The organism is Companilactobacillus baiquanensis, from assembly GCF_003946605.1.
Lineage (GTDB): Bacteria > Bacillota > Bacilli > Lactobacillales > Lactobacillaceae > Companilactobacillus > Companilactobacillus baiquanensis.
This window is the reverse complement of sequence record NZ_RHOQ01000003.1, coordinates 232,585-248,697: the sequence shown is the minus strand read 5'-3', so window position 1 is coordinate 248,697 and position 16,113 is coordinate 232,585. Positions and strand designations below refer to the sequence as shown.

14 protein-coding genes are annotated in these 16,113 nt (G+C 35.6%); 5 read left to right on the top strand and 9 right to left on the bottom strand.

Features of this window, described 5'->3' with window-relative positions:
• Window positions 1-76: 76 nt before the first annotated feature.
• Window positions 77-1,441, bottom strand: coding sequence for a UDP-N-acetylmuramoyl-tripeptide--D-alanyl-D-alanine ligase (locus EKM77_RS06745; protein ID WP_125593299.1), 1,365 nt, complete (start codon window positions 1,439-1,441; stop codon window positions 77-79).
• Window positions 1,442-1,529: 88 nt separating this feature from the next.
• Between EKM77_RS06745 and EKM77_RS06740 the strand changes: the two genes are divergently transcribed.
• Window positions 1,530-2,756, top strand: a complete 1,227-nt coding sequence (locus EKM77_RS06740; RefSeq protein WP_125593298.1) for a multidrug efflux MFS transporter — start codon at window positions 1,530-1,532, stop codon at window positions 2,754-2,756.
• Between the two features lie 26 nt (window positions 2,757-2,782).
• Here EKM77_RS06740 and EKM77_RS06735 read toward each other — a convergent pair whose 3' ends face one another.
• The 6 genes from EKM77_RS06735 to EKM77_RS06710 all read right to left on the bottom strand — a co-directional run bounded on the left by EKM77_RS06735 (window position 2,783) and on the right by EKM77_RS06710 (window position 9,083).
• Window positions 2,783-3,031, bottom strand: coding sequence for a type B 50S ribosomal protein L31 (locus EKM77_RS06735; protein WP_057764770.1), 249 nt, complete (start codon window positions 3,029-3,031; stop codon window positions 2,783-2,785).
• Window positions 3,032-3,132: 101 nt separating this feature from the next.
• Entirely contained in the window at window positions 3,133-4,626 is a 1,494-nt protein-coding gene (gene abc-f / locus EKM77_RS06730; protein WP_125593297.1) for a ribosomal protection-like ABC-F family protein, read from the bottom strand.
• Window positions 4,627-4,864: 238 nt separating this feature from the next.
• Entirely contained in the window at window positions 4,865-6,139 is a 1,275-nt protein-coding gene (locus tag EKM77_RS06725; RefSeq protein WP_125593296.1) for a UDP-N-acetylglucosamine 1-carboxyvinyltransferase, read from the bottom strand.
• 30 nt (window positions 6,140-6,169) lie between these two features.
• On the bottom strand, window positions 6,170-7,783 hold the full coding sequence (locus EKM77_RS06720) for a CTP synthase (protein ID WP_125593295.1): 1,614 nt from the start codon (window positions 7,781-7,783) through the stop codon (window positions 6,170-6,172).
• A gap of 166 nt (window positions 7,784-7,949) precedes the next feature.
• Entirely contained in the window at window positions 7,950-8,597 is a 648-nt protein-coding gene (gene rpoE / locus EKM77_RS06715; protein ID WP_125593294.1) for a DNA-directed RNA polymerase subunit delta, read from the bottom strand.
• A 45-nt stretch (window positions 8,598-8,642) separates the two neighbouring features.
• On the bottom strand, window positions 8,643-9,083 hold the full coding sequence (locus EKM77_RS06710; RefSeq protein ID WP_125593293.1) for a DUF1934 domain-containing protein: 441 nt from the start codon (window positions 9,081-9,083) through the stop codon (window positions 8,643-8,645).
• A gap of 64 nt (window positions 9,084-9,147) precedes the next feature.
• Here EKM77_RS06710 and EKM77_RS06705 point away from each other — a divergent pair, with 64 nt between their 5' ends.
• From EKM77_RS06705 to mscL, 4 genes are all read left to right on the top strand, one after another.
• Window positions 9,148-9,963 (top strand): lipoate--protein ligase family protein, encoded by an 816-nt coding sequence (locus EKM77_RS06705; RefSeq protein ID WP_125593292.1) that lies wholly within the window; start codon window positions 9,148-9,150, stop codon window positions 9,961-9,963.
• The gene (locus EKM77_RS06700) at window positions 9,960-11,294 is read left to right on the top strand and encodes an HD domain-containing protein (protein ID WP_225425201.1); all 1,335 of its coding nucleotides are present in this window, start codon (window positions 9,960-9,962) and stop codon (window positions 11,292-11,294) included. The genes EKM77_RS06705 and EKM77_RS06700 overlap by 4 nt, the downstream gene beginning before the upstream one ends.
• An 82-nt stretch (window positions 11,295-11,376) precedes the next feature.
• Window positions 11,377-13,080, top strand: coding sequence for a glycerol-3-phosphate dehydrogenase/oxidase (locus EKM77_RS06695; RefSeq protein ID WP_125593291.1), 1,704 nt, complete (start codon window positions 11,377-11,379; stop codon window positions 13,078-13,080).
• A gap of 100 nt (window positions 13,081-13,180) precedes the next feature.
• Window positions 13,181-13,588, top strand: coding sequence for a large conductance mechanosensitive channel protein MscL (gene mscL, locus EKM77_RS06690; protein WP_125593290.1), 408 nt, complete (start codon window positions 13,181-13,183; stop codon window positions 13,586-13,588).
• A gap of 137 nt (window positions 13,589-13,725) precedes the next feature.
• On the opposite strand, the gene gdhA is transcribed toward mscL, so the two are convergent.
• Window positions 13,726-15,072: an NADP-specific glutamate dehydrogenase gene (gene gdhA / locus EKM77_RS06685; RefSeq protein ID WP_125593289.1), complete on the bottom strand. Its 1,347-nt coding sequence runs from the start codon at window positions 15,070-15,072 to the stop codon at window positions 13,726-13,728.
• Between the two features lie 59 nt (window positions 15,073-15,131).
• Complete coding sequence (locus EKM77_RS06680; RefSeq protein ID WP_125593288.1) at window positions 15,132-16,106, bottom strand: ribose-phosphate diphosphokinase; 975 nt, start codon at window positions 16,104-16,106, stop codon at window positions 15,132-15,134.
• Window positions 16,107-16,113: the final 7 nt, after the last annotated feature.

Genomic DNA, 16,113 nt, shown 5'->3' with positions numbered 1-16,113 from the left:
ATCCTCCAAGTTAAAACACGATAAAATCACAGACGTTTACTTTATCACGTTTTTCTATCATTCTCAAATGGCAAACTTAAATTAACGCATGTAAAACGTTTTCTAAATGGATTCCATGACTTGCTTTCAATAATAATGTGTCACTTGAGTTTAAATCTTTCTTAATATCATCAGTTAATTTGTCTAACTGATCTTTTTGATACCACTTTAAATTATCTGAACTGTATTTATCAGTCAGCTTAGCGGCTAAATATTTCATATAATCGCCGACTAAATATACTTTGGCAAAATCGTCTGAATTAATATAGTCTGCCAATGATTCGTGTAGTTCCCTAGAAGCATCGCCTAATTCCAAAATATCGCCCAGCACAAGGATTCTTCTTCCCTTTGTTGGAATATTCTTGAGGTTGCTCAAAACTTCGATCACAGCGGTTGGATTAGAATTATAAACGTCGCTCAAAATATCGGCGCCGTTACTTGCTTTCAACCACTCAGTTCTATTTTCTGTTACATAAAGGTTCTTAAGAGCCTTTTGCATTGCTTCTGGTTTGATATGTGATTCTAGTCCAACCAATAATGCTGCAAGTGCGTTATTAACGTTATAATCGCCCATCATTGGAATTGTAAATTCAATCTCTGGCCAAAGATTAGTTTTAAAAGTTGTAGAAGTTTTACCAGCATTGATTTCAGTAGCATAAAGAGTGTCATCATCTTTACGTCCAAAAGTATACTTTCGCTGTTCAACATTCTTAGCCCGATCTCTAAGTAAAGGTTCATCCCCGTCATATATGAATCTGCCGTCTTCTTGCAAATGTGAAACTATCTCCATTTTGGCATCAGCAATTTTATCTCTAGTTCCAAAGAACTCGATATGTGCTTCACCAATCATAGTGATAACCGAAATATCAGGATTAGCAAGACTACTTAGATGTTCAATTTGACCAGTACGATCCATGCCCATTTCTACTACTAAGACTTCCGTATTGATAGGCATGTTTAAAATCGTATAAGGAACACCTATTTCATTGTTAAAACTCTTTTGGGTCCTGGCAACATTGTTACTTGTCTCTAAGACACTAGCAATCATATCTTTAGTAGTCGTCTTTCCATTGCTACCAGTCACTGCTACAACCTTAGGGTTAACCTTAGCAAGATAATACTTAGCTAAAGTATCGAAAGCCTTAGCAACATCCTTAACTACAACATATGGGATGTCACGATTTGGAATTTCATGGTCACTTTGCCATACTGTAGCATGTACACCATTTTCGATCGCATTGTTGATAAAATCGTGTCCATCTCGTTCACCTTTTAATGGAAAGAACAAGTCGCCTGCTTTAGCCTCTCGACTATCAAAGCAGACTCCGGTAACGTCAATATCAACAATATCGTCAACGTCTAATTTTAAAGCAGAATAAACTTCTTTTAACTTCATTTTCATGAAAAAAAATTCCCCAATTCTAACAAATATTTAATACTGTTTATATAAAAAGAGTATACTAAATTACTTAGAAAGGACTTGATGTATTATGACTCCCCAAACAAAAGATGAACCCCAGAGTAATAACTATTGGAAAAGGAACCTAAAGGTTCTTTGGTTCAGCACTTTTATGACAGGAATTGGCTTCAGTATGATTACACCCTTTATGCCATTATACATTAATCAGCTAGGCAATTTCACAAAAAGTCAACTTGTAATTTGGAACGGAATTGCATTTTCATCTACCTTTTTAGTCATGGCAATTGCTTCTCCTATTTGGGGGAAAATTGCTGACCGAAAAGGTCGTAAGTTAATGCTTATCCGTGCCGCGCTCGGAATGTCGATCGTCATTTATTTACAAGCTTTTGTAACAGCTCCTTGGCAATTAGTTGCTTTAAGACTGCTGCAAGGTGTTTTCTCTGGTTTCGTTAGTAATGCCAGCACTTTAATTGCCTCAACCGCACCAAGATCCGAAAGTGGAAAAGCACTTGGAACCTTAAATACTGGTGTTATTTCCGGTACGCTGTTAGGACCGTTAGCTGGTGGTGTGATCGCACAATATCTCGGCTTTAGAATTCCTTTTATGGTTACCGGAACTTTACTATTTACAGCATTCATTCTAGTAGTCATCTTTATAAAAGAAGATTTTAAACCAGTTACAAAGGAAGAAGAAGCGAGTACAACTGAGATTTTTCATAAATTAAAGAATCCCAATTTAATTTTGGCAATGTTTGTTACGACAATGATCATCCAAACATCAAACAACTCGATCAATCCGATCATCAGTCTGTACGTTAAGCAATTAATGAATGGTTCCGACAAAGTTACCCTTATTTCTGGGGTGATCGCGGCTATGCCAGGTATTGCTAATGTTATCGCCGCACCAAGGTTTGGTGCTTTAGGAGATAAAATAGGTACAGGCAAGATTTTGATCGGTGGTCTGATCTTTGCCGTTATTGTCTATATACCACAGGCGTTTGTTACAAACGTTTGGCAACTAGGTATCTTAAGATTCCTAGTTGGTATCTCTGATGCCTGTTTGTTCCCACAGGTCCAGACCATCTTAGCCAAAAACGCCGATGCAAAATATACAGGTAGAATCTTTGGATATAACCAATCATTTCAATCAGTCGGAAATGTTTGCGGACCTTTATTAGGGTCTTATATCTCCAGCATCTTAAGTTACTCGGCTGTATTCATAAGTACAAGTATTCTAGCTTTAATCAATTTTGGATGGGTATTTTCACATATGAAGTCAAAAAAAGCTAAAAAATAAAAGCCTTCCCGAGAAAGGATGGCTTTTTATTTGTTTTGCAAACCATATTTCTTGTTGAAACGGTCGATACGTCCATCTGCTTGAGCAAACTTTTGTTTACCTGTGTAGAAAGGATGTGAGTCAGATGAAATTTCAACACGAATTAATGGATATTCTGTACCTTCATAATCTGTTGTTTCACTTGAGTTAACAGTTGAACCAGCTAAAAACTTCTTACCTGTTGATGAGTCCATGAAGACAACTTGATGGTACTCTGGATGAATTCCTGTTTTCATTCTATGTCGCTCCTTTGCCCTAAATCTTTTGCAGAAATAGAGATTAAATTTACTAACGGTGTTTAATGTTATCATGGATAGCAATAATATTCAATATAATTCTAGTTTTCCAAGATTATTTTTTGATCAGATATTTCATCGATCAAGTCTTTATCATGATCGATCAACAGCATAGTTGGATGCTGTTTTTTTATTGCTTCAATGATTTGCTGACGAGTAATTACATCTAAATAATTTAATGGCTCATCCCAAAAATACAAATTGGCCTCTTGCGATAGACTGATCGCCAAAGCGACTTTTCTTTTCTGACCTTGGCTCATACTTTCAATATTCTGCTCAAAAAGATTTCTTTCAAAACCTAATTTACGCAAGTTAGAAAAAACCATCTCCGGATCGATTTTTTTATCCTGTGCTAGCTGCCTAATATTGCCTACTAATTGATCTTCTTGTGCCAAATAAGAAATCTTGATTCCCTTAGCAATCAAAATATCACCGGTTTGTTCAAATGGCTGCTCAATACCTAATAATTGTTTAAAGATCGTCGTCTTGCCGATACCATTCTTACCAATCAAAGATACCACTTGATCAACTGGTACTTTGAAACTCGTTTTAGGCGTTCTAACATCTTCATGAATTAATTCCAAATTATCAACTTTGATAAGCGTTTTAGGATGATTCAATTCATGATAATTCAACTGGATCGGTTCTTCGATTTCGATATTTTTTAACAGTGATTGTTTCTTTTCAATTTCTTCATCGACACGTTTAGAAACAGTTTTGGCTTTTTTCATCATTTTAGCAGCTTTATGGGTGATAAAACCTTTATCAAGATTAACCTTTTGTAATCCTGTCTTATTCTTTTGTTTCTCTGATTGATTAGACCAGTTTTCCCTTTTAACAGCTGTTTCATGCAATCGGGAAATATCTTTTTTTAGCTGTCTTTTTTCATCAAATTGCGATTGATCTTGTAAATTTTTCTCACGCTCCCAAACATCAAAGTTTCCCTTATAAATATCAACGTTTTGACGATTTATGGAAATCACGTGGTCAATAACTTCATTCAAAAAAGTCTTATCGTGACTGATGACGATAAATCCTTGTTTACTTTTCAAATAATCCGCTACTACTTGCCTGCCATCAATATCCAAATGATTAGTCGGTTCATCTATCAATTGAAAGCCATAATCATCAATAAACAAAATTGCTAATAATATTTTTGTCTGCTCACCTGGACTAAGTGTTGAAAAAGTTTGACTCAAAATATCATTTTTGACTTTTAACTTTTCAAGTTCTACTTCGATCTTCCAAAAATCATACTCTTCTAGATCCGTTAACTCTTTGATCACTTCAGTCGTCGATTTATTTTTATTAACAACTTTTTGTGGATAATAATAAAAGTTCAAATTAGAAACGATTTTACCTTGATATGGTAATTGACCTAATAATATTTTCATCAAAGTGGTTTTACCACGTCCGTTACGACCGATCAGGCCTAATTTCCAACTCTCATCTATTTGTAAATTCAATGAATCAAAAAGATTGTCGACCATTTGATCATATTTATAACTCATATTTTCTATTTGAATAGTTCCCATACTGCATGCACCCCTTTGTGCATTTGACCAGTTTCATTCCAACAAAAAAGAACGCTAATTAAACAGCGTTCTCCCATTCTTACTTACAGGAAGGCGCAGTTGTAGAAATAAAGTCGAAGTCAAATTACACACTTATTTTGTATAATTTAAAATTTCAACTTAATTTCTCAACGGCTGCACTCCCTCTCTTGTTTTAATCTAAAAATTAATTTAACAGCTTAATATTAGTTTGTCAATATTAAATTAAATCATCTGTCCCAACTAATGCAACATCAGCTGACAAAGCTCGCAACTTATTAACAACTTGATCATATCCTCTTAAGATATTTTCGGCGTTGTCAATAACAGTCTCTCCTTCAGCCATTAATCCAGCAATCATTAAACAGGCACCGGCACGAATTTCTTCAGCTGAAACTTCAGCACCTTGCAAATGTGCACCGCCTCTAACTAAGATCAAGTCATCTTCACTAGTAATGTTAGCGCCCATCTTATTTAATTCTGAAATATGTTTAACACGCTTTGGATAAATGGTATCGATCACCATTGCTTCTCCTTGCGCCTGCATTAATAACGGCGTTATAGGCTGTTGTAAATCAGTGGCAAAGCCTGGATATGGCATCGTTTTAATATTGACCGCTTTAAGATTAGGTGATTCGTTAACGTAGATACTATCTTCACCAATATCTAAATTAACGCCCATTTCATCGAGTTTAGCAATAAAAGCATCCAAATGTTCACTAATAATATTCTTAACTAAGATACCACCGCCATTGGCAGCAGCCAAACTTAAATAAGTTCCTGCTTCGATTCGATCAGGAATAATTGTATGAGCATTATTTGAACGTAGTGTATCCACTCCCTCAATACGGATAGTTTCAGTACCAACACCACGAATCACTGCTCCCATATTATTCAAAAAGGTTGCTAGATCAATAATCTCTGGTTCTTTAGCTGCATTTTCTATCACAGTAGTTCCTTTAGCTTTAACAGCTGCCAGAATTACATTAATAGTTGCGCCTACCGAAACCATATCTAAGAAAATTTTAGCTCCCTTTAAGCCCTCTTCTGGACTCGTAATAATGATTTGACCATGCTTATTTTCAACATGTGCCCCTAGTGCTTCAAAGCCTTTGATATGTTGATCAATGGGACGAGGTCCAATGTCATCCCCACCGGGAAAACCTACTACCGCCTTACCAAATCTTCCTAGCATAGCACCCATGAAATAATATGATGCACGCAAACTACTTACCTTACCACTAGGCAATTCGGCAAATTGAATCTGTGTCGGATCAATCTTTAATACATCATCTTCCATTGAAGAAGAAACGTTCATATCTTGGAGAATTGAACGTAAGTTTTTAACATCTCTAATTTGTGGTACTGAATCCAACACCACAGGAGTATCTGATAAAATTGCCGCCGGAATAAGTGCTACGGTACTATTTTTAGCACCTCCAATAGTAACTTCACCTGATAACTTTTTTCCACCATTTATTACAAGTTTTTGCATAAGCTTTTCCCTAACTATTTTAAACTAATACTACATATTTTCTTCATCAAGACCAGATGCAGCACCAATAAATGCCTTGAATAATCCCTCTGGCTTCGTTGGTCTGGATAAAAATTCAGGATGATATTGCACAGCAATATGGAACTTGTTTTCTGGAACTTCAATAATTTCTACCAAACGGTTGTCTGGTGAAACTCCTGAGAAACTAAGTCCAAGTTCTTCAAATTGTTTGCGATAATCATTATTAAATTCATATCTGTGTCTATGTCTTTCTTGGATAACTGATTGATTACCATAAGCTGCTGCAGTCTTTGAACCTGGTTTTAACTTACATGGATATGCACCCAAACGTAATGTACCGCCACGATCTTCAAGATCTTTTTTATCAGCCATAATATCAATGATCTTATTAGCAGCATTGTCATCAACTTCACCAGTTGTCGCATCAGAAATTCCGGCAACATTTCTAGCAAATTCAATACTTGCCATTTGCATACCTAAACAAATTCCAAAATAAGGAACATCATTTTCACGGGCATACTTAATAGTTGTGATCATACCTTCTAGTCCTCGACTACCAAAGCCACCGGGAACTAAAATACCATCAGCATCCTTTAGAAGTTCAGCAACGTTATCTTCCGTAATTTCATCTGCTGAAATCTTCTTTAATTCTATATCAGTATTATATACATATCCAGCCGAACGAAGTGCTTCTGTAACAGAAATATAAGCATCTTGTAACTTTGTATACTTTCCGACCAAAGTAATTTTTGTAGTATGTTTCAAGTTATGGACACGATTTACTAGTTTATTCCAGTTTGTCATGTCAGCTTCTTTAGTATTCAAATGCAAATAACGGCATACAATATCATCAAAGTTTTGTGCTTGAAGATTTAAAGGAATGTCATAAAGTGACTCAGCATCACGAGATTCGATAACGGCCTCTGAATCAACATCACAGAATGATGCAATTTTATCTTTCATGCTTTGTGGCATTTCTTGTTCCGTACGAACAACCAAAATATTAGGTTGGATTCCGATTCCACGTAATTCCTTAACACTATGTTGTGTTGGCTTTGTCTTCATTTCACCAGCAGCTCTTAAATATGGAACTAAAGAAGTATGGATGTAAACGACGTTCTCTGAACCAACTTCTGACTTCATTTGACGCAATGCCTCAAGATATGGAAGTGATTCAATATCACCAACAGTACCACCGACCTCAGTAATAATTACATCTGAATCAGTAGTAGTAGCGGCACGCATAATTTTTTGTTTGATCATGTCTGTAATATGTGGAATAACTTGTACAGTTGCACCATTGTAATCACCACGACGTTCGCGACGGATTACTTCGGAATAGATTTTTCCGGTTGTAACGTTTGAATACTTATTAAGATCATTATCAATGAATCTTTCATAGTGTCCAAGATCAAGATCAGTTTCTGTACCATCATTTGTTACATAAACTTCACCGTGTTGGTATGGACTCATAGTTCCAGGATCCACGTTGATGTATGGATCAAACTTTTGCATTGTTACTTTAAGTCCACGATTCTTTAATAATCTACCAAGGGATGCAGCAACGATTCCTTTACCAAGAGATGAAACAACTCCACCTGTAATAAAAATATATTTTGTCATATTTTCCTCCACATACTATTGCTATTTTTGAAAGGGATTTCTTAAATAAAAATAAAAAAGTCCCCTATTCACACTGAACAGGGAACTTGTAATTAGACAATCTAATAGAGCCCAAACAATATAATACTGTTATATAACTCACTCGTCAAACTTTTAATCTATAAATTTAGATGTCATCGTTTTCATCGTCATCATCTTCGTCGTCGTCATCATCTTCCTCATCAAGGTCGATATCTGCGTCAGCGTCGTCACTATCAAATTCTGTTAATTGACCTTCAATACCATCATCAAGACCAGTATCTTTTTCATCATCACTGTCATCATCGACAGACAAGTCAGAGTTAGTGAATTTAGATAAATCAGGACCATTTGATGAGTCGCTACTATCGTCATCGTCATCATCCATATCATTTACCTCTAGATCACCATCATCATCGTAATCAATTACATCATCATCTTCGACATCATCACTCATGAAGGCATTAACTTTTTGTGCTGCCTTATGAGTATTTTCAGTTCCGTTATCCTCAGGATGATTTACTTCCTCATCAACAGAGTCAAATGGATACCATTCACGCAATCCCCAAACATTTTCCCCAAGCGAGAGAAAACTGCCGTCATTATTCAAATCGGTATAAAATTGTGGAAGACCTTCTTTAATTTGTTCATCAGTCTTGCCTAAGTAATCTTGTATTTTATTAACAATGTTAGAGAAGTTCATAGCTTCTTTGTTATTATTATCAAGGATTTCGTAGGCTACCTCGATTAGAGAAAGTTCCTCTTTGTTTTGATTCTTGAATTTTTCAAGTTCCAAACGGTACACGTCCTTTCGCAGCGTCTTACTAATAATCATATCTAGCTACGCCTTAAAAATCAATCTAAACTTATAATTTCCTACTATATTATTATCGTAAATCAAGTCATAATCAATATTTATTTTTCCTGAAAGCGGTCTATCAAGAATTTCTACTTGAGAATCTCTCGTAAAAGTCTGTAATGGCATAATTCCATATTCAGTTTCTATGTGTCCGCTATTATGATCTTGGTTTGTAAAATACAGTAATGAAGCTAAATTGGTACTTTCTGCCACACGCTTTAAATGAATTTCACCATTATCGGCGATCTTCAATAAAATTTTAGCCTGCTCGTCATTATCGAGTTTTTCATTGAATCGCAAATAAGTTGAATTTCCCACTCGTGTCAGCATCCCAGGCTCAAAAATTTTTGTATGAGTTAATTCTCCAGCTTGGGATATTTCCATATTTAACTCTACATTTACATCTAAACTATTATTTTCCAATATATAGCGCCTCTACATGATAAAATTAAAATAACAATTATATTTAGAAGAAGTGATCCAGTCAATGAACAATACAATTTTATTATACGACCAACAAATCAAAAAAGATGAAGAAATGCTCAATCCTTTTGCGGATACTGGGGCTATTTTGCGATTCGTTTCCGAAAGCAAAATACCTGTCGCTCATTTTTGGACAACACCCAAAACCGTAATTCTAGGATTACAAGATCAGCGATTAAGCAACCTTCCAGGTGGACTTAACAGCTTAGCCGAAAAAAATTATATTTACTATGTACGTAATTCAGGGGGCCTTGGTGTCGTAACTGACGATGGGATTCTAAATTTCACGTTATTTTTACCTGATAAAAACAATATCACAATCGATCAAGCTTATGAAGAAATGCATCAAATAATGCAAAAGACTTTTTCAAAAGATATTGCTACTGGTACGATCGAACATTCGTACTGCCCTGGTACATATGATTTAAGTATAGACGGTAAAAAAATTGCCGGGATCTCTCAACGTCGTTCAGGTGATGGTGTAGCAATTATGGCCTACATCAGTATTAACGGCGATCAAAAGAAACGTTCCCAGCTAATGAAAGATTTTTATGAAATAAGCGATTATCCGGTTAATAAGAAAATCGGCTTTCCAAAAATCGATATCCATTGTATGGAAAATCTAGATACCTTATTAAACCAAGAACTAACAATTGAAGATGCCAAGTTACGTATTCTGAAAACTATTGAAGAAAAATATACTGTCGACAAAAAACAATTCAATATAATTCAAAAGTCAGCTCCATATCTTGATGCCTATCAACAAACCATGGAAGATTTAATTTACAAAAACGATAAGTTAGCGGAGGTAAGTGAATGAAAATTCAAATGCTACCAAGGGAAAAGGTCTTTCGCGACCCGATTCATAACTACATTCATGTCCAGCATAAAGTTATTTTAGATTTGATCAACACTAAAGAGTTTCAAAGATTACGTCGAATTAAACAGTTAGGAACATCATCGTTTACCTTTCAAGGGGCGGAACATTCTCGTTTCACACATTGCATGGGGGTATACGAAATAACTCGCCAGATCTGTGATAATTTTCAAAGAAACTATCCTACTAAAGAACCTGGAGATGGTCTTTGGAATGATGATGAACGTATCGTGGCACTATGTGCAGCGTTACTGCATGATTTAGGTCATGGACCTTATTCCCACACTTTTGAGCATATTTTTAATACCGATCATGAAATGTGGACGCAAAAAATAATCACTTCAAAGGAAACTGAAATCAATCACGTCCTAAGACAAGTTTCAGATGACTTCCCCGAAAAAGTAGCTAGCGTTATTGATCATACTTACCCTAATCCGCAAGTAGTTCAAATGATCTCAAGTCAAATTGATGCTGACAGGATGGACTATTTATTACGTGACGCCTACTTTACTGGTACTAAGTATGGGATGTTTGATCTAACAAGGATCCTTCGTGTTATGCGTCCTTATGATAAAGGTATCGCCTTTGACAATGACGGTATGCATGCGGTTGAAGACTACGTTCTCTGCCGCTTCCAAATGTATCAGCAAATTTATTTCCATCCAGTCTCTAGAGGTATGGAAGTAGTTCTAACCAAATTATTGCAACGCGCTAAAGATCTATATAAACATAATCAAATGAATGGCTTTGAAATGCCAAGTTTATTAGTACCCTTCTTTACGGAAAATGTTAGTATCGACGATTATTTGTCACTTGACGATGGAATTTTGAATACTTACTTTACCCTTTGGCAAAGCTATCCTGATGAAATACTCAAAGACTTAGCATATCGTTTTTTGAGTAGAAAACCTTTCAAGTCAGCACAATACAATCATGAAACTAAAGCTAAATTACCAGAATTAGCTGAATTGGTTGAAAATACCGGATTTGATAAGAATTATTATACGGCTATAAACACCAGTTTCGATTTACCTTACGATATTTATAACCCGCGTCAAAATAAACGTAAAACCCAAATCGAAATCATGCAAGACGACGGCTCACTGATCGAACTTTCTACTATTAGCCGTTTGGTAAATGCCTTAACCGGTAAAATAACCGGCGATGAACGTTTTTATTTCCCTAAAACAATGATTGTTGAACATTCAAACGATATCTTCAGTGGATTTTACGATGCGTTCCAAAGCCATATCCACAACGATATGATCGTTTAATTTCAATTTCAGTTTCAAACGCTTTCAACTTTTGGCTTATTTTAATAGAATATAATTATAATTTTTAAGGAGGAGCTTTTTTATGAAGGAATTTTCAAACACGACTAGAATCGATAATTTGAAATCAATGCAAGATCAAGAACTCGATTTATTAGTAATCGGCGGTGGTATTACTGGTAGCGGGATAGCCTTAGATGCTCAAACTCGCGGGCTTAGTACCGGACTATTAGAAATGCGTGATTTTGCTTCTGGTACCTCCAGTCGCTCGACCAAGTTAGTTCACGGAGGTCTACGTTATTTGAAACAAGCTGCCATCAATGAAGTTCATGAAGTCGGTAGCGAACGTGCAATTGTTTATAATAATGCTCCACAAATTACAACTCCACTAAAAATGATGCTCCCCTTTTATTATGGCGGAACATTTGGACCGTTTACTACTTCGATCGGATTAGATGTTTACGATCGTTTAGCACAAGTTAAATCATCCGAACGTAAATATATGCTTGACCCTAAAAAAACGCTCCAAAGAGAACCATTCATCAAAGGCGAGAATTTAAAGGGTTCTGGTGTCTACGTGGAATATCGAACAGACGATGCCCGTTTAACTCTTGAAGTCATTAAAAAAGCCAACGAAGAAGGATCTTTAATTGCAAATTATACTAAAGTAACTGGATTACTTTATGATAGCCAAAAGAAAGTTTGTGGTGTTATTTTTAAAGATCTAATATCCGGAACTACTGGTGAGATATTCGCTAAGAAAGTTGTTAACTCCTGTGGACCATGGGTCGACGAAATAAGAGAAATGGATGGTTCTAACGTAGGTAAACATCTTCATTTAACTAAGGGTGTCCATCTAGTGCTCGATCATGAAAAATTCCCTATTTCTAACTCAATTTATTTTGACACACCATTCCATGACAATAGAATGATGTTTGCCATCCCTCGTGAAGGTAAAACTTATATTGGTACAACTGATACAACTTGGAATGACGATCCTAAAGAACCAAGTATCACAGTCAAAGATGTAACTTATATTTTAGCCGCTGCCAATCAAATGTTTGATCTCCCACAAACACTCACACCAGAAGATGTTGAATCTGGCTGGTCGGGAGTTCGTCCTTTGATTCAAGAAGAAGGAAAATCTCCATCTGAAATTTCTCGAAAAGATGAAATTTTCCAATCAAACTCCGGTCTACTTTCAATTGCAGGTGGAAAATTAACTGGTTACCGTAAAATGGCTGAAAAAATCGTTAACTTAGTAGCTAATCAACTAGCTCAAGAAGGCGATTATGAATATAGACCTGAACAAACTAAGAATCTCACTTTATCCGGCGGTGATGTTGGCGGTGACGAAGGCTGGTTGTCATATTATGACAATATGGCACAAGAAGGTGTTATCAATTACGATTTAGACCGCGAAGATGCCGAAAAATTAGTTCAAAGATACGGCTCTAATGTTGAAGAAGTATATAACTTACTGCCTGTTGAAAATAAAAAAGACAATTTGCCTAGAATTGACTGGGCGATGTTGCAATATGGACTAAAATCAGAAATGGTCGAACATCCAATCGATTATTTATTACGTCGAAGCAGTCAAATGCTTTTTGCAATAAATCACGAAAAAGAAATCCAAGCTCCAGTGATCGAATATATGAGTAACTTTTATCATTGGGATGACGAGACTAAAAAAGCTATGACTGATGAAGTTGATCAAAAATTGGCATTAACCGAATTAAAAGATGTTAAAAAAGCATACAAAGAACATATCGCAAAGATTACCGATTAAATACATTTAAATAAAAATATCATTACATCCCCTTTTAAAAACCTCAAAATATAGTAAAGTTGTTGTTGTACTTATTCAACAATGAAGGAGATTACGCGACATGTTTAAGGAATTTCAAGAATTCATTTCTCGTGGTAGTGTTGTTGACCTTGCTGTTGGTGTTATCGTTGGTGCTGCTTTCAATAGTTTAGTATCAGCGTTGACTACCTATATTCTTAACCCATTGATCGGTCTATTTATTGGTCAAATTGATTTAACTGATATGAAATTCCAAGTTTTAGGTGCAACTTTTCTAATTGGTGATTTCATTAATGCCATCATCAACTTTTTGATCATTATGTTTGTCATCTTTATGATCGTTAAACTTATGAACAAAATGCGTCGCGATGGCTCTAGAAGTAAATTTGACGAAAATGTTGAAGAAACAGATCCTCAACTAGAATACTTGCAACAGATCCGTGATTTATTAAGATATCAACAACAAAATGACCATAATCGAAGATATTAAAATAAATAGGTCCAGTAATCTGATTTTTTAGATTACTGGACCTATTTTTTTAAAATTGAAACGCGTGCCATAAGGCAGAGACCTCAACTTATCTACGAATATGCTCAGTCTCTGACCGCCTTATGGCACGCTCTTTTTTAAACTAATCCTTGTTGGTACATTGCCTGGGCAACTTTTTCAAAACCGGCAATATTAGCTCCAGCTTGATAGTCATCACCTAAATCATAATCTTTAGCTGCTTTAGAAGATTTAACATAAATATCTTCCATGATATTTTTTAATTGATTGTCTACTTCTTCAAAGCTCCACGATAGACGTTCACTATTTTGACTCATTTCTAAGGCCGAAACAGCGACACCACCGGCATTAGAAGCCTTACCTGGAACATAGATAATATTACTCTTCTTATACGCAATGATTGCTTCTGGTGTACTAGGCATATTAGCACCTTCAGCAACATATTTAACGCCATTTACATTCATCAATTCAGCTTGTTTTTCATTAATCTCATTTTGAGTTGCGCAAGGTAGTGCAATATCGTAATCAACATCTAGATCCCAAACTGAATCCATTGAATAAGTTGCTGTTTCTACACGTTTTACATATTCACTAATACGTCCGCGTTCTACTTCTTTAATTTGTTTAATGACATTGAGGTCGATTCCGTTTGGATCATAAATACATCCATCAGAATCTGACATTGTAACAACTTTAGCCCCAAAATCAGTTGCGCGTTGTAAAGCATAAATTGCCACATTTCCTGAACCAGAGATTTTGATCCTCTTACCTGATAAATGATCATTATGATCTTCTAACAAAGCATTAAGATAATATATCAACCCAAATCCAGTCGCTTCGGTTCTGGCTAAACTACCTCCGTAAGTCAAGCCTTTACCAGTTAATATCCCTGGTTTCGATCCATTTAGTCGCTTGTATTGACCATAAAGAAAGCCGATTTCACGACCGCCAACACCAATATCACCAGCTGGAACATCAAGATCTGGTCCAATGTGTTTTTGTAATTCTGTCATAAAGCTTTGGCAAAAACGCATAACTTCAGCATCAGATTTCCCTTTGGGATCAAAGTCACTACCACCTTTGCCACCGCCAATTGGAAGTCCAGTTAAACTATTTTTAAAAATTTGTTCAAAGCCTAAGAATTTTACAATACTTAAATTAACACTGGGATGTAATCTTAAACCACCTTTATAAGGTCCGATCGCCGAATTGTATTGAACACGAAAACCACGATTTATTTTAAAAGTACCATCATCAGCCATCCAGGGAATTCTAAATTGAAAGATTCGCTCTGGTTCGATCAAAGAACCTAAAATATTTCTTTTAATATATTCAGGATGACGTTTTAAAACTGGCTTAAGATCATCCAAAACTTCAAAAGCAGCTTCTTTAAATTCAGTTTGATCTGGATCTCTTTGTTCGATAGTATTTTTTAAATCATCAATATAAGTATTAACTTCTTCCATACATTTTCCCTCACTTATTTTTATTTATCAAAAAAGAACGGAATTTATCCGTTCTTTTTTTAGTTACGTTTGAAACGTGTATCAAATAATGGACTAACTGGTTCATTTTCGTGAATACGACGAATTGCATCACCGATCAATGGTCCAACTGAAACTTGTACCATTTTATCGATTATTTTTTCTTTTGGTAGATTAATTGAATCTGTAACGATCAATTGTTTGATTGGTGAAGCTTCAATTCTTTCAATAGCTGGACCTGAAAGGATCGGATGTGTACAACATGCATAAACTTCAGTAGCACCAGCGTCAATTAAAGCTTGTGATGCTAGAGAAATTGTACCGGCAGTATCGATCATATCGTCGATAATAATGGCACGTTTGCCTTTAACATTACCAATAATATTCATAACTTCAGCAACATTGGCACGAGGTCTTCTTTTATCAATAATAGCAATTGGTGTCTTTAAAAATTCAGCAAGTTTTCTAGCACGTGTAACACCACCGTGGTCAGGTGATACAACTACGGCATCTTCTTCAAGATGATTTGATAAGAAATAATCAGCCAACAAAGGAGCACCCATCAGATGATCAACTGGAATATCAAAGAATCCTTGAATTTGTGCAGCATGAAGATCAAGTGCTAAAACTCTTGTAGCACCGGCACGTTGCAACATATTAGCTACTAATTTAGCAGTAATAGGTTCACGTGAACGAGACTTTCTATCTTGTCTTGCATAACCATAATATGGAATAACAACATTGATAACATGAGCTGAAGCACGCTTCAAAGCATCGATCATGATCAGTAATTCCATCAAATTATCATTTACTGGAGCTGAAGTAGATTGAACTAAGAATACTTCGGCACCACGAATACTTTCTTCAATGTTAATTTGAATTTCACCATCACTAAAACGTGTAACTGATGATTTACCTAAAGGAAGTCCTACTTCCTCGGCAATTTTTTCTGCTAGCGGTTTATTTGAATTCAATGCAAAAATTTTAATCGGTCTATCACTCATTTGATATGACATTAATCTT